At 57.1% G+C, this 17,287-nt stretch carries 16 protein-coding genes and 1 tRNA gene; 6 read left to right on the top strand and 11 right to left on the bottom strand.

Annotated features, from left to right (window positions below; genetic code table 11):
- Positions 1 to 578 precede the first annotated feature (578 nt).
- The gene (locus DM868_RS04900; RefSeq protein ID WP_222845477.1) at positions 579 to 1,583 is read left to right on the top strand and encodes a tyrosine-type recombinase/integrase; all 1,005 of its coding nucleotides are present in this window, start codon (positions 579 to 581) and stop codon (positions 1,581 to 1,583) included.
- 6 nt (positions 1,584 to 1,589) lie between these two features.
- On the opposite strand, the gene DM868_RS04895 is transcribed toward DM868_RS04900, so the two are convergent.
- From DM868_RS04895 to DM868_RS15055, 5 genes are all read right to left on the bottom strand, one after another.
- Complete coding sequence (locus DM868_RS04895; protein ID WP_137275747.1) at positions 1,590 to 2,600, bottom strand: hypothetical protein; 1,011 nt, start codon at positions 2,598 to 2,600, stop codon at positions 1,590 to 1,592.
- Positions 2,601 to 2,667: 67 nt separating this feature from the next.
- On the bottom strand, positions 2,668 to 2,931 hold the full coding sequence (locus DM868_RS04890) for a hypothetical protein (protein WP_137275746.1): 264 nt from the start codon (positions 2,929 to 2,931) through the stop codon (positions 2,668 to 2,670).
- Positions 2,932 to 2,941: 10 nt separating this feature from the next.
- Positions 2,942 to 3,133, bottom strand: a complete 192-nt coding sequence (locus DM868_RS04885; protein ID WP_137275745.1) for a hypothetical protein — start codon at positions 3,131 to 3,133, stop codon at positions 2,942 to 2,944.
- 75 nt (positions 3,134 to 3,208) lie between these two features.
- Positions 3,209 to 3,457 carry a hypothetical protein gene (locus tag DM868_RS04880; RefSeq protein WP_137275744.1) on the bottom strand — a complete coding sequence of 83 codons (249 nt, stop codon included), beginning with the start codon at positions 3,455 to 3,457 and terminating at the stop codon, positions 3,209 to 3,211.
- Positions 3,458 to 3,772: 315 nt separating this feature from the next.
- Complete coding sequence (locus DM868_RS15055; protein ID WP_170964433.1) at positions 3,773 to 3,910, bottom strand: hypothetical protein; 138 nt, start codon at positions 3,908 to 3,910, stop codon at positions 3,773 to 3,775.
- Between the two features lie 598 nt (positions 3,911 to 4,508).
- Here DM868_RS15055 and DM868_RS04875 point away from each other — a divergent pair.
- The 4 genes from DM868_RS04875 to DM868_RS04860 are packed head-to-tail and all read left to right on the top strand — an operon-like array spanning position 4,509 to position 11,345.
- A complete protein-coding gene (locus DM868_RS04875) occupies positions 4,509 to 7,337 on the top strand; it encodes a hypothetical protein (protein WP_137275743.1) in 2,829 nt (942 codons plus the stop codon).
- Positions 7,330 to 8,250 (top strand): hypothetical protein, encoded by a 921-nt coding sequence (locus tag DM868_RS04870; RefSeq protein ID WP_137275742.1) that lies wholly within the window; start codon positions 7,330 to 7,332, stop codon positions 8,248 to 8,250. The genes DM868_RS04875 and DM868_RS04870 overlap by 8 nt, the downstream gene beginning before the upstream one ends.
- 9 nt (positions 8,251 to 8,259) lie before the next feature.
- Complete coding sequence (locus tag DM868_RS04865; protein WP_137275741.1) at positions 8,260 to 10,953, top strand: DUF1156 domain-containing protein; 2,694 nt, start codon at positions 8,260 to 8,262, stop codon at positions 10,951 to 10,953.
- 2 nt (positions 10,954 to 10,955) lie between these two features.
- The gene (locus DM868_RS04860; protein WP_137275740.1) at positions 10,956 to 11,345 is read left to right on the top strand and encodes a hypothetical protein; all 390 of its coding nucleotides are present in this window, start codon (positions 10,956 to 10,958) and stop codon (positions 11,343 to 11,345) included.
- A 236-nt stretch (positions 11,346 to 11,581) separates the two neighbouring features.
- Here the strand turns inward: DM868_RS04860 and DM868_RS04855 are convergent, their stop codons facing one another.
- Both DM868_RS04855 and DM868_RS04850 read right to left on the bottom strand, forming a co-directional pair.
- On the bottom strand, positions 11,582 to 13,480 hold the full coding sequence (locus DM868_RS04855; protein ID WP_137275739.1) for an Rrf2 family transcriptional regulator: 1,899 nt from the start codon (positions 13,478 to 13,480) through the stop codon (positions 11,582 to 11,584).
- Positions 13,481 to 13,643: 163 nt separating this feature from the next.
- Positions 13,644 to 14,228, bottom strand: coding sequence for a hypothetical protein (locus tag DM868_RS04850; protein ID WP_222845476.1), 585 nt, complete (start codon positions 14,226 to 14,228; stop codon positions 13,644 to 13,646).
- A 232-nt stretch (positions 14,229 to 14,460) separates the two neighbouring features.
- On the opposite strand from DM868_RS04850, the gene DM868_RS04845 reads away from it, so the two are divergent.
- Positions 14,461 to 14,691 (top strand): FaeA/PapI family transcriptional regulator, encoded by a 231-nt coding sequence (locus tag DM868_RS04845; RefSeq protein ID WP_137275738.1) that lies wholly within the window; start codon positions 14,461 to 14,463, stop codon positions 14,689 to 14,691.
- A 2-nt stretch (positions 14,692 to 14,693) separates the two neighbouring features.
- Here the strand turns inward: DM868_RS04845 and DM868_RS04840 are convergent, their stop codons facing one another.
- From DM868_RS04840 to tuf, 4 genes are all read right to left on the bottom strand, one after another.
- Entirely contained in the window at positions 14,694 to 14,903 is a 210-nt protein-coding gene (locus DM868_RS04840) for a hypothetical protein (RefSeq protein ID WP_137275737.1), read from the bottom strand.
- A 466-nt stretch (positions 14,904 to 15,369) separates the two neighbouring features.
- A tRNA-Ala gene (locus DM868_RS04835) sits at positions 15,370 to 15,441 on the bottom strand.
- A gap of 171 nt (positions 15,442 to 15,612) precedes the next feature.
- Complete coding sequence (rpsJ, locus tag DM868_RS04830; RefSeq protein ID WP_137275736.1) at positions 15,613 to 15,921, bottom strand: 30S ribosomal protein S10; 309 nt, start codon at positions 15,919 to 15,921, stop codon at positions 15,613 to 15,615.
- A gap of 3 nt (positions 15,922 to 15,924) precedes the next feature.
- Positions 15,925 to 17,190, bottom strand: coding sequence for a translation elongation factor EF-1 subunit alpha (gene tuf / locus DM868_RS04825; RefSeq protein WP_137275735.1), 1,266 nt, complete (start codon positions 17,188 to 17,190; stop codon positions 15,925 to 15,927).
- Positions 17,191 to 17,287 lie beyond the last annotated feature (97 nt).

The following is a 17,287-nucleotide window of genomic DNA, read 5'->3' as shown; positions in this document are numbered from 1 at the left end:
AAGGCGTATGGGCCTCGGACAGATATACCGTTGGTCGTAGCAGCCGAATCCTTGCTGCACAGAACCTCTACATTCAGCACGACAGCAAAAACATATCACCGATTAATGATTTCAACAGGGGGCACTATCTATATGAGGATTTTCTCAGCTGGCGGTTGGTTTTGAACTGATTGCTGCGGCCGTTAGTGGTTATCATAGTGTACGAATTGTGATGAGATCTCTGGCAGTTAGATGATAAATACCAATCCGCTTTCCAGCGGTTTAGGTATATAAGTGGACTCGCCGGGGGTTCGCCACGCCGTGTGAAAGAATAGATTAAAAACGGACTCGCCGGGACTGAGCAAACCCGAAGGGTTTGCGAAGGTCGGCGAGTTCATTGACTGAGTGAGCGAAGCGAACGAAGGAAATGGACTCGCGGGGATTTGAACCCCGGGCCTCTACACGGCTCAGAGCAACCCTCGGCGGCTCTCAGGCCGCCTCGGCTTGCTTCGCCGTGTGGGCACGAAGAAACTCGCGGGGTGCCAATTCCCGAGTACGAACACGCGCGACGGCGTTCAGCAACCGAGGTACGACAACCCATGAACGCCACACCGCCGCGTGACGCAATGAACCGCTACCTGAACGACAAGGCCAACGACGTGACTGACTCCACGCTCTCGAACTACGAGACGACCCTGCGGAAGTTCGTCGGCTGGCTCGAAGATGAGGACCTCACGAACCTCAACAACCTCACCAGCGACGACATCCAGCAGTTCAAGGAGTGGCGACAGGAGCAGGTGAAGACAATCACGCTCAAGACAGACATGACCTGCGTGAAGGACTTCGTCCGCTTCTGCGAGCACATCAACGCCGTTCCGAAAGACCTGCGGATGATGGTCCGCATCCCCAAACCCGATGACGCCGAGGAGGTAGCCGACGCCGTCCTGACGAAGGACGAAGCGACCCAAATCATCGACTACCTCGACAAACACGAGTACGCGACCCTCCGGCACGTCATCGTCCTGCTCCTCTGGAAGACCGGGATGCGCCGGAGTTCCCTGTACGCGCTCGACACGGACGACTTTGAGGACGGGAGCAGGCCCTACCTCCGCGTTCGTCACCGTCCGGAGACCGAGACCCCGCTCAAGAACAAGGGCAAAGGCGAGCGCGACATTCGCATCAGCGACAAAGTCGCCGCGGTCCTCCGTGACTACTTCCGGTTCAATCACCCCGGCGGCGAGGACGAACACGGACGGACGCCGCTGTTGATGTCGAGCCACGGGAAGCGGTGCGAGCCGACGACGATTCAGCGGAACATCTACACCGCGACTCGACCGTGCCACTACACCGGGGAGTGCCCGATGAGTCGCGACTTACCGGAGTGCGAGGCGACCTCCTACAACACCGCGAGCAAGTGCCCTGCGTCGGTGAGTCCGCACGCGCTCCGGCGCGGCTACGTTACCGAGGCGCTGAACGCGGGCCAGCCGAAGGACGTGACCGCTGACCGTGTGGACATGTCTCGTGGGGTGATGGACAAGCACTACGACAAAGCGACGAAGAACGAGCAGATGGAACGGCGGGAGGACTACCTCGTGGACGTGTAGATACCATTAGTAGAGTTCCCTCTTCCAAATTTTTGCTTCCTCTTTAATCGACGAAGCGACATCCTCGGGACTCTCGACGTATGGTGAAAGGGCCTCGGAGAGACTGGAAACATCAACCTCCTCCGCAATAGTTCGCAGATTAGGGTTACCAAGACTGGACTCAATCTCATCTTGGTGGTCATGAACCCGGTCTAACTCATCCGATGAGATTGCTTTTGAAGCCAAAAACGGGATGTCGCCTTGTTCAATGGCTTTTGAAAGATTAACTCCGTCTGAAGCGAGTAATTTGGAGAAATCCTCTTCACTAAAAATCTCCTCTAATTCCAGTTCCTCGTCTATAGTGCTGAAAAGGGGTGTACGTTCTTCGTTTTCGAGGTCAGTACGAGAATAGACATTTCGTAAGTCAATCACGCCTGCAAAGCAGATGGTTGACTTCGCATTAGCATACTGTCCATACAGGTCTTCCTCAATCCAATCCTTCAGTTTCTCGCGACTGTTGTTTTTTCCTTTGAGTTTTGAGGGAACTTCTGCGGGAGGAATGATAGTAGTGAATCCTGTTAGGTTGTGGAGGTTGTACCTTTCCTTTAGCAAGTCACGAAGCCACTTGTCAGACTCTTCACCGTCGTGTGTTTGCTCCGCAAAACAGAGGATGACCGCATGTAGAGGTTGCCAATACCGCTCTATAAGACGTTCTCTGGCTAAATTTTCTCGTTTCAGAGAGTGAGTGATTCGTTCAAAGTCCGATAGACGCTTCTTGAGTTCTTGCTTTTCACCACGGATTTCGGATAGTTCCTGTTCTCGGCTCTGAATCTGTTTTTCTTTCTGCTCAAGTTGACCTTGTTGTGATTTTAATGCACTCAGAACCTGCTTGTTGTCTTTCTTGTTGTCTCTTTCAACAGTGTCTGCTAAAATCCGATTCCAACCTCCCTCAGCAATAAGTTCACCCACTCGACGCACCCCTCCAGAAAAGAGGAGTGTTCCACCAGCAACGGCGGCATATGGCAGGAAATCAACCATTCAATTTAGTTACTGGTATCAAGTACATAAAATCACCTCCCCAATTCACGATGAATTGGTGAGGTCTCTATTCATCATCTTCTACATCTGCGCTGAGTACACGGTTGTAGGAGACAACAAGATGTGTCGTTCCAAGTACAATAAATCCAAGAACGAATAAACCGGCATACGCACCTAATTCATACAAAATTGGCAAGTCCGCATTTGCTATCCGAAGCGCATTACCCCCAAGGACACCTCCGGTAATTAGAGCCAATACTTGCTCAAGCAGGTCAAGTCCGTCTTTCTGCATCTCTGCTTGTACGCGATTCCAAATAGATTCATCAGACATCTTACCACCCTCAGATTTGTTGGACGATGTTCAGGAGAATCAGCGCAAAAATCCCAAACACACCAACGTAGACGATGAGTGTTATACCACTCGACATTAAGTTAGTTACAAGAGATGTATCAGCACCAGCCATAATGGCAAGTACCCCTGCTCCTACGACCAAAATTAGCGCGGCGGAGATGGCTTCCCCGATGTCTGTCATCAATTAGTTATATTGAACAGTCCATCTTAAGCCTATTTGACATCAGGTGGTGTAATTCGATGACCCCCCGACAATCTACTCCGTATCAAACCGTCTCTCTAACTCTCCCTCGATTTCTTTGAGGACGGCAGTCGCTTCGTCGAGAACCTCTGTGTCCGATGCCGTTCCGTCAGCGTCGCCGAGCCGTTCCCGGGCGACCTGCGTAACAATCCCCCGAGTAATCGTGATTGCCTCGTCGGGAGGTACGGTGAACAGGCCGCACTCTGGATGCTGGTTCGGCCCGAGCGTCTTTGTCAATCGGACCCGGATAGGTCGGTCAGACATAGAGCCGACCACCCCTCCGGTTCGATACAGTCACCCAAACGGAGTTGCTCACTTTCTGCTCTGCCCCGGTCGCTCCCCGAGTTCGAGACCTCGAAGCCAACCCCTGCCGAAACCTCCGTGGCTTGGGTTGCGTTGAATTCTCGTTCTCAATCCCTGCCGAGTGTCTCCAGTCGTATCGACCCGATGAGCGCCACCGCGGTTGCTCCGGTCTCGGGGCAGTTCCCGAGACGAACCTCTCTTTGCCTCTGTACATACGCTGTGAAGCAAGCCGACGATAGTAACTGCTCGGGAGAATCCGAACGCGCGCGTTTTTGATTACTCCGTGAGCGCGGCCTCTGCCCTCTTGCGGAGCCGCCTCGCTTCGGTTCGAGCCGACGGGTACCTCGTTTCGTCGTCTTCTATCTCGCTCATCTCGTCGAGCAGAAAGGCCGCCTCTCTCGGCGTGAGTTCCATACCCTCTCTACGTTTCGAGAGGGCTTAACCGTGAATTTCAATTCTTTCAATACAACTTCTAAAAGGCTCGTTCTCGGGACTCTCGTGTTCTAATAGAGAGTGTAAACCCATCCTCTCAACCAACGTGTTCTAACAGAGCGTACTGTACTCCGGGGGGTCATCGAGTTTAAACACGAGTTCTAAGAGCGAGTTGCCACGGAGAGTAGATACCCTAAGAGTGGTAACCTTAGAGAGAGCGACCCCCTCGAAAGATGAAGTTCAGAGTACCGGTCGGCGACAGCCAATGCGCACGCGCCTTGGCCCCGACTTCACGCCGAGAGGAGCCATACCGCCAGAAAGCGCAGTCAAACGGGGATGGCTGTGAGTGGATTCTCCTGTTCTCGGAGGTCTACTGGAGGGAGGGGTCGGGGGTTGGAACACCAGTCGGCAAGGCACGCGCGAAATTTGGTAAGTTCGACTCACTATTGTGGTCAGATTTGACTGCATTTTTCAGGAATTGCTTCCCTGTACAGACGCTGAAGCGGTCAACCATCTCTCCTCTCGATAGTGTAAACGGTCAACGCAAGGACTAATTGACAGCCACTTACACTAAGAATAGATGAGTTCTCGTGTAATTTCCGATTATATTACTCCGTCTGAGGAGATTCAGGCGGAAGACGGGGAAATCACGGCTGACAACCTTCTGGACGAAGTCAGCCTGTACAACCTCTACGACAGTCGAGAATCGCCCGAGCAGAACGCCGAGCGGATTCTGAGCATAACCTACCCGACGGAAACGCTCACTACCATAATCAAACGGACCACGGAGAAGTTCGATGCTTCCACGAGCGTCTCCGAAGGCGCACACATCATCGGTGGCGAGTTCGGGAGCGGTAAGAGCCACATCGAACTCGTGCTGTACCACCTGCTGTCCTCCCCGGACTTAGGACAGCGATGGCTCAACGAGAACGACATCGACGCCTCCCTTCCCGACGACGCGCAGACTTCTGCCCTCCAGATGCTGAACCTCGATAGCGACTACGACAAACTCCACGTCGCCGTCGGAGACTATCTGGACATCGACGCGTGGCAAACCGGAAACCCGCCGGGAGTCCACGAGATTCGAGACGCACTTGACGACCAACCGACCGCAGTTTTCATCGACGAGTTCGAGCGGTGGTTCGGGATGAGCGGACGAGCCGAGTACCGCGACGACAACCTCGGCTTCCTCCAGAACCTCCTCGAAGCCGCGGGACGAGACGACACCCCGCTCGCGGTCTACGTCTCCCTCCTGTTCGAGGAGGCAGACGTGGAGGCGATTCTCCCGCGGACGAACCCATTTCGCCACGACCTCTCACGCCGCCGTGACGAGAAGATTCGGTTCCTCCTCCACCGGCTCGTTGGGGACGTAACCGACCCCGACGGCCTCGCATCGTTGGCACAGGAGTACACCGACGTATACCGGAACAACGGACAGATTCAACTCACCGACTATCAGGAGATGGAGGGTCGCATCGAGGACTACTATCCTTTCCACCCAGTCGCGTTGGACACCCTGATGGACAAATTCTCCGAACAACAGGGCCATCAGGACGCCCGCGGTCTCCTCCACCTCCTCACCGAAATATTCGCTGGGAACTACCACAAGGAGGACCTCATCCTGACCGGCGACGTTGACGTGTTTGAGTACACAGGGTGGTTCCGGTTCATCGACGGGGAACTGGTGAGCAAGTATCTGAACGACTACCACCGCCTCGGGGAAGCGACCTCGGACGACCGCAACGGAGAGCGAGTCTTCGAGCCGCACGTTGAGGAACTGCTCAACATCGTCTTGCTCCACAGTCTCGCACGAGGCGGAGAAGAGGGCGCGAACAAGCGGCAGATGCTGATGGGTACAATGCGGAAGGGCAAGAACGCCCACGAAATCGTTCAGACGTTCACCGAGGACGTGTTCGGACACGCGTGGCACGTCTTCCGGATTAACGGCGAGTACGCCTTCGACACAGACGAGAACCCCGCGGCTCGCATCGAAAAGAAGGCCGAGGACATCCACAAAAACACGGCTATCCATCGCGTCGAGCGGCTCGTCAAGGACGACCTGTTCGGCGGACACAACAACGTCCACATCCTCAACCCGGTCAACACCGAGCAGGACATCCCCGACAACAAGACGCTAAAAGTGGTTGTCTCCCTCGCCGCGAAACGAAGTTACGATGAGGAGTTTGAGGCCCTCACGACGGGCCAAGAGCGGGAGTTCAACAACACGCTGGTTCTCGTGACGCCAGAGAAGCGGTCCAGCGTTGACTCGAATACGGGGATTCGGGAACTCGCTCGGAAGGTCGTCGCCGGGGAGGAACTCCAGCGCGAGGAGGAAGTTCTTCCCGACGGCTTCGACGACATCCACGACCAGAACTACCAGAACCTACGCGACCGCGTACGTGACAAGTACGGAACGGTTCACACGTCGACGGAGCGTGGCCTGTTCCCACAGGGACTCCCGGTGAGCGGGAACGCCGACTTCTACAACGCCACCATCAAGGTCGTCAGCCCTGACAGCAGTCAACTCCGCTCTGACGTAGAGGAGGCCGTGGAAGCCGCTGAAGGGGGAGGCATCCAGTACCAGCATCTGCTCAACGATTTCTACCGAAACACGACGTACCCGACCCTCACAGACGAGCGCGAACTCACGGACGCCATTCAGTCGCTATGTCAGGACGAGGTCGTCAAGGTTGGAACCTACTTCGGCCAGCGCGTCGGGAGCATTGGGAGCGACACCGTCCTTGTCCACGGGGACTACGTCCAGACCGTCGAAGACGACGATGACGACGAGCCAGCGACTATCTCCGTCGATGCCACCACCACGCAGACGACAAGCAGTTCGTCTACGGCGAGTCCCGGAACCGATGAGGCCGGCGGAACGACTGCGGAAGCGAGTCAGGTATTCACCTGTCCGCAATGCGGAAACGAGTTAGAGGGCACAAAATGCGAGTGCGGCTTCGAGTTCGACGCCTCCGACATCAAGGAGGGGAAGGTCACCGTCGAGGGCGGCAACACCGCTGACCTCGTGAAGCAGTTCGAGGAACTGAAAGATGAGGTCGAAGACGAAGACCTCGAAGTGAGCAACACCACGCGGTTCCCGCTGATGGGCGAGTTCGACGCCGACGACAAGCCGGGACTCATCGACGGATTGGAACGGGAACTCGGCATCGACTCGAAGATTCACACGCTCCACCTCTCGTATACTGGAACGCTTGACGATGACGGCGTCGCCAGCCGCGGTCTGGACGCCGACAGCCTTGCCGACCACGTAACAGTCGATGAGACGCTGACCATCTCACCGGAGATACCTCTCTCGCGGGACGACCTGCTCAACGACGTACTACTCCGGCTCGACGTGCCGGACGACGCCGAGTTCGGAGTCTGGATGGAGGTCGAGAAGGGTGACTGACGGACTCTATGGGGCGGACGAACTCGCAGAACTCGTCAGCGGCGAATCCGTTCTCGATGGCACGTTCGAGTGCCTCCGCCGTATCTGGTCGAAGCCGGACGCGCTCGCTGACCGCAATCTCAACGACTCGGAGTACCGAACGCGCGCGCTCGAACACCACCTCGGCCAGCAAGAGCCTAAGTTGTATGACGAACTGAAGGCTTCGATGGGTGACCATCCCATCACGCAACTTGACTCCGGCTGTGGCGTCATCATGGACGCGCTCAGTTTCCGCGAGGGGTTCCAACTGGAACGAGACCTCGCGGCGGACCACGACTGGAACGTGTCCTTCGATTGGGCCGCTGTCGAGCGCCTGCCCTCCGCGACGGAGTTCATCTGCCGCGAGTGGTTTGATGCCAACAGTCCGTCGGCGGTCAACCGCGACGACTACCGCTTCGTGGGCGACCTCGATGTCCCGCAGTTGCCCGGCACCGAGCCGGAGTACGTCTGGACGCGCCACCCCGACCAACGGCTTGAAGAGGCGATGAAGGGAAACTACTCGGTCGAGGAGTTAACCGACATCTACGAGGACGTGAAGGGCCTGCTGGAGGACATCGTCACCGAGAGCGTTCACGGGGAGTTCCTCGTGACGAGCGACCATGGTTACATCAACCATCTCGGGGGGAATCCCTACGCGCTCTCGGACAGTGACGAGGAGGCGCTCTCGAACAAGTTCCACGGACGCCACCGCGAGGTCGAGGACGGGTACGCCTTCGACCAACTGCGCGAGTCCGGCGTCATCGAGCGTGTCGGCGGGCACTACGTGGTCAAAGGTCACTACACGTGGACCAAGCGCGGGGCATCGAAGCGAATCATGCACGGGGGATTCAGCCTGCCGGAGTGCCTGACGCCCGTTCTACGAATTACCACCTAAGAGGAGATTATGACTGACAAAACCGAGACGTGGGACAAACTCCCGCTAAACCTGATGGACGAACTGGCCGAGAAGGAGACCTACCGCCGTGACGTGTACCGACCCATCTACTCGCTCCACAAGTGGTGGGCGCGTCGTCCCGGCTCGACGTTCCGGTGTCTCAGCCTCGCAGCGATGACGGATGACACCATCACGAAAGATGACATCCTCACCGAGCGAACCACGGGAACGCACTACGGCTTGTATCTTGACTCCTACCACGACGAGATTAATCCGAACGACGAACACATCGACCGCGACGTGACCGTTCTCGACCCCTTTGCAGGAGGTGGGACGACGCTCGTCGAGAGCAACCGGCTCGGTGCGGACGTCATCGGGTATGAACTCAACCCGGTTGCGTGGTGGACCGAGAAGAAGTCGATGGACGACGTGAATCTCGACGCTCTCGAACGCGAGTTCGACCGGATTCTTGAGGAGACGCGTGAGGAACTCGAAGAATACTACACTACTATCGACCCGGAGACAGGGAAAGAGTGTGAAGTCCTCTACTACTTCCAGTCACAGCGTATCCCCTGCCTGACGTGTGATGAGAAAGTTCAGTTGTTCCCCCGCTACCAACTGGCTAAGACTATGAAAACGCGTCCGGGAGCACTTTACTGTCCGAATCAAGATTGCGACGACCGCATCATCGAACTGGAAGACCGAAGCAAAGGTCTCGACAAGGGTACGGAAGTTTCAGTCGCTGATGGAGGAGTTATTACTGTTTCTGAAGATGGTAATGAAGTTTGCCTAAACTGCGGTCAAGAATTTGACCCTAACGACGGCACCTACGGATACGGAAAGTACACCTGTTCTAACGGGCACAAACACGATGTCAAAGAAACTCTCAAGCGTCACGATGAACGCCCCACGTTTGACCGATTCGCGCTTCAGTATGTTGACCCCCGTGGAAACAAACGCATTAAAGAGTTTGACGAGGACGATGCGAAGCGCGTCGGACAGTCAGAACAGAGATTTAGACAGTTACGTGAGAACCTACCTATTCCCGAACAAAAGATTCCCGACGGGGACAAGAGCGGTGCATTACTGAATTACAACTATGAGAAGTTTAACGAACTATTCACCGACCGTCATCTCCTTACCTTTGGTCTGTTACTTGACAAAGCACGTAGAGTAGGCGGGCTTAATTTGAAAAATGCCGACGAACAGAACATCGCTGAATTTCTGATTACAACAGTATCTGCTTCTTTAGAATACAATTCAAAACTCTGCCGCTGGCATGCTGGTAACTCCAAAGGAATTAGCGTATTTGAACGCCATGCTTTCAGTCCTAAAGTTCAGCCAGTTGAGCCGAATCCATTGAACGACGCAGGGAATATTTCCTCATTAAAGAACTTCTTTGACAAAGTCTACGATGCAAAAGAGTATTGTGAACGGCCTTTCGAGAAGGTCAAAAATCGTCAAAAAGGGGACGTAGAGCAATTCTATGTCGACAATGAGGACATCACTGAAAGTCGCGTTACTGCTCTGAACTGTAAGACCTCGGAACGGATGGGTGAGGAAGACGAGTCTATAGACTTCGTCATCACCGACCCACCGTACTACGACAACGTCCAGTATTCGGAACTATCCGACTACTTCTACGTATGGCTCCGAGAGTGCCTCCACGAGGAGTACGAGGAGTTCAAACCGGAACTCGTGCCGAAAGCCCGTGAAATCGTCGCCAACAACAACGCGAACAAAGGCGAGGAGTTCTTCGTTGAGTCGCTTGCAAACGTCTTCTCAGAGTGCCACCGAGTCCTGAAGCAGGACGGCGAGATGGTTTTCACTTACCATCACAACGAGAATGAGGCGTGGTCGGTTATTCTGGAGGCCCTCATCCGGAGCGGATTCACCGTTACCGGCGCGTACCCCGTCCAGTCAGAAATGCCAAACAATCCGCACATCGCCGACCTCGACAATGCGGAGTATGACATCCTCATCTACGCGAACAAGGAGCAGGCCGACGAGGAAATCACTCTCACTGAACTCCGCCAGAACCTGTTCTTCGAGTTGCAGGACATGGCCGCCGAAGAACGCGAGCGTCACGAAGACCTCTCGAAGGCCGACCTCGGCGTCATCCTCCGCGGGAAGTGTATGTACTACTACTCCCGGCACTACCCGAACGTCTACTCCGAAGGTGAGCAGGCCGACATTGACGAGGCGCTCGACACGGTGGACTCCATCATCGAGCAGGTCCTCGAAGGTTCGGTCAACCTCCCGGCAAGCATCGACTCCATCAGCGAGGCGTACGCCGCGTTCGTTCAACGCGGTCCCGAGGGCTACGACGACCTCAACAAGCAACTGCTGGCGAAGAACCTGAACGTCAGCGACCTCGAAGACGAAAAACTCGTGAAAGGGCCGCGCGACAAGAAGGAGCCGGTCTCCGCCGACGAGCGCGTCCACCACATCGAGCGGAACCTCAGCAAGAGTGGGGACGGCTCCCAGAAGACGCTCAACGGCGACGAGGTGGACTCCGACGCACTCCTCGACGTGGACAAGGTGCAGTACCTCTACCACCTCTACAAGACCGACCAGAACACCTCTGAGTTCCTCAGCGAGTGGAAAACCGACGACCTACAAGAACTCGCGGAGTTCCTCGCCGACGCGACGGGCGACGACCGCTACGAGAACGTGATGGAAATGAGCCTCTCCCAATTCTGACCATGTCACTCAACGCCGGCTACAATCTCGTGACGGAGCGCGTGGAGGACACCGAGGAGGAACTGCCGGCGCTCGCGTTTTTCCGCCGGCTCGCCAACGACGGGACGCTCCCGCCGCGTCTAACGGTGACGCGACTTGAAGACCTGCTGTACGAGACCGACGCGGATGAACTCGATGAGGCCGCCCGCAAACTCCGTGACGTGCTTCGTGAGAGCGGGTCGTTCCGCGGTCCGAAGGCCGTCCAGTTCGTCTTCGACGGCGACCTCGTGGACGACGATGTGTTCAGCGTTCGCGTCGAACGTGGTGGCGACGCCGTCTACCTCCCGGTGGGTAATCTGTTTGTGGAGGAGCCGCGCGTCGTTAAGGCGGGACACGCGGTGGCTCGGAAGTAAGGTTACATAAGCGTCCGAAATCCATCGTGTTGCGGACTCAGAATTCGGAGCGACAGGGACAGTGGCAGAACACGTAGAGGTCATTACATCTGGAGACGGTTCCAGTCCAGCCGGGTCATCGGTTTGGAACGCGTTGTAATCAGAAGCAAACTGTAGCACGAGTGGCCGTCCAACAGTAGGCGTTCCTCAACCGTTCGCTTACACGTACAAAGTCTTTGAACGTAGTAGCGAACGATTCAGAAGCCAAGTTCCACACTCGGTGAGAGTGTTCCCGAGACGTATTGGTATTCGTCTGCCCCGTAGTAGCCCGTTCCCTTCGAGACCGTCACGATGCCCTGCTCCGCCAACTCTTGCAAGACTTCGTAGGCATACGAGTCTCCGGTATCGACTGCTTCGGCCACCTGCTTCTTCGTGACCGTTCCTTCTCGACGAACGTACTGCTCGATTTCGTCCTTGAGGTCGGTCACCCGACTGATGACTCCAGAGACGATGCTGTCGGTCAGACTGTCAGGGAGCGCGGAACTCCAGACGTAGACCATCGCCTCGAAGTCTTCGTCCTGCGGGTTGCGAGCGTACCGTCCAACGGCTTGAGCGAGGTTGTTCTCTCGAACGGAGGCGAGGAACTCAGCGGCGGCGTCGGCATTCGGTCCCACGAACTCTCGTCCGTAGTCACGCTCTCCGTTTTCGTCGAGTTTCGGGAGAGCGTTGAGTTCGCAGAACGCCAGCAGGTCGAGGATACGGTCATCGCCGGGGTCGTTACATCCGACCACAAGACCGACACGTTCATCCTCGAAGTCGTTTCGGCTTTTCAAGTCGCCGAAGTGCATCGTTTCGAGACCTCTCACGCCAACACCGGAGAGCATCCGACGAACGTCGCCTTCGATAGCCTTGCTACTAATGCTGGTTCGGAACGTGGAGCCGTAGTGCCGTTTGAGTTCGGCGATGATAGCCCTCGCTTTCTCTGCGGGATGTTTACCACGCCATCCGCGTGTGTACGGACGAGCGTGCCTCCCTACCTGAACGAGGTGGAGACCTCGGCGCTCTTTTCGCCACCGTGTGCGTTCGTCCGAAGTGAGGACGGCCTCCAACTGGAGGTCGTCTACAGTATTGAGACGCCACAGAAGGAGTGACGGGTGAGCATCGAGACCGATGACGCACCGCACATCAGAGAGGTTCGGTGGCTGGTGGACTTGCCGGAGCGACCCCTGCTCGCCCAGAACGACCAAGGTGTCTCCCGTCCTCCCGAAGTATCGCTTTCCATCCAGCACCCTCTCCGCGCGAGCGACTGCTCCAGCGATGTCCTGAACTCGACTGTGAATGTATCCCAGCCCGGAAGGCCTGTGCCCAGTGCTCGTATGAGCGAGGAACTTTTGATAGTTTCCGAGTAGACCCTCGTCTTGGTCGAGAACTGCATCAACGAGATTTACCCACGAGAGATGGTCGTCTGACTGCGACAGGACTTCGTTTACAGAGTTTTTCAGGAACTCTGCCTTGTTTTTCACCTCCTCGTTGAAGACGGGCTGTTCGTCGAACACGATGTTTGCATCCTCGACGAACTGCTCAACGTAGGCGAAGTCGTATGTTGCGTGGATTACGTCGTATCTCTGCTCGCCCTCATCGTCGAGGATGTCGTCCCACCGCCTACTGCTTGGACAGCCTCCGTCGTTTTCACAGGGCAGTTTTCCAAGACGGCTCCGGAGCATCCGATGTGCCTCGTGGAACTCGTAGCCACCCCGGTTTACGACGTTCATGAGCCACTTGGACGCGGACTTCCCGTCTACGGTGGAGAGTTCCGTGTCGAAAGTACCGTTTGCGGTCGGACAGACATCAAGACCGCTTTCCAGTTCAACGTACGAGACGCCAGCGTGCCGGCTCATCTCAGCGGCTTTTCGACGGGTTTCCTTGGTCCCATGAAGATGGATTACTGGCTGGCCCCCGGTGATTTCTGAATAGTTACTCCACGGCGTGGAGGCGACGATGTGCGTTTTCCCGAGAGAAGTGGGTGCGTCGATGAGCGTATCAGATTCGTCAGAGAGGGCACGTTGGAGACAATTAGTCAATCTACGCCGTGCCTGCTCGGTCGTGAGGCTACGTGTATTGGCGATGCCGTCGGCTGATTGGTCTACTGTAGACATGAGAGAACAGGCGGAAAATCCCCGCATCTCTAACTTTGAGTCAGACCGGACTCTACACAGTCTGGGTCAGAGAATTTCGAGGAAACCGCCTCACTAAACAAAACGTGAGCAGGAAATATAGCCGTTTCGTCACCGGGGTGTAAGTGAATTTGAGATACCTCAACTACTCATGCTGATGGAGGTAGGCTCGCAGGAGGATACGCTTCGCTTGTTTGTCCCCGGCCTTCGAGACGGCCTCGTAGAGGCGTTCCACATCGTCCTTCGAGAACGTCGCGAACGCCTCCGGCTCATCGGCTTCTTGCTCGTCGGCGTCGCTATCCGGGGAGGCCGCAGCACGACTACTCACGACACCAACGATGTTCTCGTCATCGTCGAGTTCAACGACTGGGAAGTCCTCCGGCTCGTGGACCTTCGAGGCATTCGGCGGGTGGTTCTTCCGCCCGGCGACCTGTCCGAGATGAATCAGCACCCCCTGTTTACCTTTGAACGGTACGCCACAATACGGGCAGAGCCGAGCCACGCTCTCGACTTCGCGCTCTGCCGGGTAGTTCACCTCAACCTCCTGCGTTCCGGCTTCTTCGAGGTCGTCGAAGGAGACATCGTCTGGAATCTCTCCCGAGTCGCCGTGCCCGTCGCCGACACTTCGGAGGACGTGGAGGTGCATCCCGCGGGCCAATTTCTCGGCGTCGCACCCTTCTACGGGGCACTTGACGACTCGCTCCTCGTTCCGGCTCGGTTTGTCGCTCACGCGACCACCTCGCAGACGACGGCGTTCTGAATAGCGATGCGCTTTTCAGCGGTAGAGTTGTTGCTTCGCATGGCTTTCTGGGTCCACAGAAGGCCACCGTCCGGTGTTCCAGCACCGGGCGTTTTCCAACGCCCCGAGGGTACGGTCTCCTTCTATTATTTCCTACGTAGGAAACAAGCATAAGCGTTCCTATGTAGGAAATTCTAAGACGGCTCATCGCGTAGCCTCTCGTATGACTGCCGACGAAAGTACCGGCGGCGATGGAAGACAGACGTACTCTGATGACGCTTTCATCGAAGCCGTCAGCGAGAAACAGCCTGCGGCAACCAAAGAGGTAGCCGACCTCGTAGGTTGTACGCGTCGTAATGCAGATTACCGACTCCGGAGACTCGAAGATGAGGGCAAAGTCACGTCGAAAGAAGCAGGTAACTCGCTGATTTGGAGTATTACCTCCGAGCCGTAGCATCACCCAATCCGCTCTAACACGTCTCTTCGAGCCTCAACCGACGTGGAGTCGTACTCGTCCTCATTTAATTCGGAGACGGGATTGCCGAGAGCCACATCGACGATGTTGCGTTCGATGAATCGTTGCTTCGTCCGAGAAGTGGTGTTCTTATGCCCCTCAACAAGTCTGGCTAACTGTTCGACATCGAAAGGAAGGTCGGAGTCAGTCATACCAACACCCACCTCTATGAGCCGCAGAACTGTAAGTTTAAAGACAAAAATCGGCGCGGGTCAATTCTTCGTGAAGGTGCGCGCGCGGCGCTCATCGGGTTCGCGTGCGTCAAGTTGCTCCGTCATTATTCAAAATCGCCAGACAGTGCGGGGTGAGTGAGGAGAAATCGTCAACACGCGGTGCTGAGTGGGGTTCTGGCGCGCGGTATGAGACGCGAGTTGGTGAGCCGGTAGGCGACTGTTCGTAGCAGTAGTCGCCGAGGCTTGCGCGCGGCTCAACCGACAAGGTTGGTCGGAGCCGTCATTATAGAAAACCGCGGTACGTCGTCGGGGTAGTGAGAAAAAATCATCAACACACTACCGGCAAGCGGTGCCGGACGACGGTACGAACACACGGGTTTCTGGGGGAGGTAAGTATTTAAAGAAGCAACGCCGTGTTGCGATTACTGAACGCGCGTAGCGCGTATGGACTCGCCGGGATTTGAACCCGGGGCCTCTTCCTTGCGAAGGAAGCGATCTGCCGCTGATCTACGAGCCCGCAACCGACGATAGCCGAGAGAGTCGTTTGAACCTTCTGATTTGCCGTCGCCGAAATCGGGCGATCGGTAGGACGATCGCGCGTGAGCGCTACGGCGGACACGGGATCCGACGAGGCGTCGCGTTGGTGCGGTTCCGGACAGCGGGGCCTCCGTGAGGCCGCCGCCGTCGCTCAGTCCTCGAGGACGATCTCGATCGAGACGTCGTTCGGGACTTGGATCCGCATGAGCTGTCGGAGCGCGCGTTCGTCGGCGTCGATGTCGATGAGGCGCTTGTGGACGCGCATCTCCCAGTGCTCCCACGTGGCCGTCCCCTCACCGTCGGGAGACTTCCGCGCAGGGATCTCCAGCGTCTTCGTCGGGAGTGGCACCGGACCCGACAGCGCGACGCCGGTCTTGTCCGCGATTTCGCGAACGTCGTCGCAGATGCCGTCGAGGTCCTCGGGAGCCGTGCCCGCGAGGCGAACGCGTGCCTGCTGCATGCGTTATCGCTCGTTGACGCTGAGGACCTTGCCGGCCGCGACGGTCTGGCCCATGTCACGGATGGCGAAGCTACCCAGCTCGGGGATATCGTTCGAAGACTCGATGCTGAGCGGCTTCTGGGGTCGGACCGTCACGACTGCGGCGTCGCCGGACTGGATGAAGTCCGGGTTCTCCTCGGCGACCTCGCCGGAGGAGGGGTCGATCTTCTTGTCGATCGACTCGATGGTGCAGGCGACCTGTGCTGTGTGAGCGTGGAAGACCGGCGTGTAGCCGGCGGTGATCACGCTTGGGTGCTGCATGACGACGACCTGCGCCTGGAAGGTCTCGGCGACCGTCGGCGGGTCGTCGGCGGGGCCGCAGACATCACCGCGGCGGATGTCGTCCTTACCGACGCCGCGGACGTTGAATCCGACGTTGTCGCCGGGCTCGGCCTGCGGGACCTCTTCGTGGTGCATCTCGACCGTCTTCACTTCGCCGCTCACGTCGGAGGGCTGGAAGGAGACGTTGTCGCCGGTCTTGAGAATACCTGTCTCGACACGTCCGACCGGGACCGTCCCAATACCGGAGATCGTGTAGACGTCCTGAATCGGCAGACGCAGCGGCGCGTCCGTCGGCGGCTGCGGCTCCGGCAGGTCGTTGAGCGCGTCGAGCAGGGTGGGGCCGTCGTACCACGGCGTGTTCTCCGATTCCTCGGAGACGTTGTCACCCTCGAACGCGGAGGTGGGGATGAACTTCGCGTCCTCGACGTTGAAGCGGACCTGCTGGAGGAGCTTCTTGACTTCGTCGACGACCGACTCGTAGTCGCCCTCGCTGTAGTCGACGAGGTCCATCTTGTTGACCGCGATGATGAGCTCGTCGATACCGAGCGTTCGCGCCAGGAAGACGTGCTCTTGGGTCTGCGGCTGGACGCCGTCATCCGCGGCGACGACGAGCACGGCGTTGTCGGCTTGGCTCGCGCCGGTGATCATGTTCTTGACGAAGTCGCGGTGACCCGGACAGTCGACGATGGTGAAGTAGTACTCGTCGGTGTCGAACTCCTGGTGGGCGATGTCGATCGTGACACCGCGCTCTCGCTCCTCCGCGAGGTTGTCCATCACGTAGGCGAACTCGAATCCGCCCTTGCCCTTCTCCTCGGCTTCCTCTCGGTACTGTTCGATAACGTGCTCGGGTACGCTCCCCGTCTCGAAGAGAAGCCGCCCGACCATCGTGCTCTTCCCGTGGTCGACGTGGCCGATGACGGCCAAGTTCTGGTGTGGTTTGTCGCTCATTGTTGTCTCACGCGCGGATGCGCTATATCGGATTCTTTTGTCGGTGCCCCGTAAAACGATTTCGAAAGGATTCCGCCGAATCCGGACGCGTCGGGCG

This window comes from Natronomonas salsuginis (assembly GCF_005239135.1).
Lineage (GTDB): Archaea > Halobacteriota > Halobacteria > Halobacteriales > Haloarculaceae > Natronomonas > Natronomonas salsuginis.
This window is presented reverse-complemented; position numbering and strand designations above follow the sequence as displayed.

Coding starts and splice junctions, on each gene's coding strand:
- DM868_RS04855 (WP_137275739.1), bottom strand. CDS start 13,480: ATGTCTACAGTAGACCAATCAGCCGACGGCATCGCCAATACACGTAGC.
- DM868_RS04890 (WP_137275746.1), bottom strand. CDS start 2,931: ATGTCTGATGAATCTATTTGGAATCGCGTACAAGCAGAGATGCAGAAA.
- DM868_RS04840 (WP_137275737.1), bottom strand. CDS start 14,903: ATGACTGACTCCGACCTTCCTTTCGATGTCGAACAGTTAGCCAGACTT.
- DM868_RS04885 (WP_137275745.1), bottom strand. CDS start 3,133: ATGACAGACATCGGGGAAGCCATCTCCGCCGCGCTAATTTTGGTCGTA.
- DM868_RS15055 (WP_170964433.1), bottom strand. CDS start 3,910: ATGGAACTCACGCCGAGAGAGGCGGCCTTTCTGCTCGACGAGATGAGC.
- DM868_RS04880 (WP_137275744.1), bottom strand. CDS start 3,457: ATGTCTGACCGACCTATCCGGGTCCGATTGACAAAGACGCTCGGGCCG.
- DM868_RS04845 (WP_137275738.1), top strand. CDS start 14,461: ATGACTGCCGACGAAAGTACCGGCGGCGATGGAAGACAGACGTACTCT.
- DM868_RS04860 (WP_137275740.1), top strand. CDS start 10,956: ATGTCACTCAACGCCGGCTACAATCTCGTGACGGAGCGCGTGGAGGAC.
- tuf (WP_137275735.1), bottom strand. CDS start 17,190: ATGAGCGACAAACCACACCAGAACTTGGCCGTCATCGGCCACGTCGAC.
- rpsJ (WP_137275736.1), bottom strand. CDS start 15,921: ATGCAGCAGGCACGCGTTCGCCTCGCGGGCACGGCTCCCGAGGACCTC.
- DM868_RS04875 (WP_137275743.1), top strand. CDS start 4,509: ATGAGTTCTCGTGTAATTTCCGATTATATTACTCCGTCTGAGGAGATT.
- DM868_RS04900 (WP_222845477.1), top strand. CDS start 579: ATGAACGCCACACCGCCGCGTGACGCAATGAACCGCTACCTGAACGAC.
- DM868_RS04865 (WP_137275741.1), top strand. CDS start 8,260: ATGACTGACAAAACCGAGACGTGGGACAAACTCCCGCTAAACCTGATG.
- DM868_RS04895 (WP_137275747.1), bottom strand. CDS start 2,600: ATGGTTGATTTCCTGCCATATGCCGCCGTTGCTGGTGGAACACTCCTC.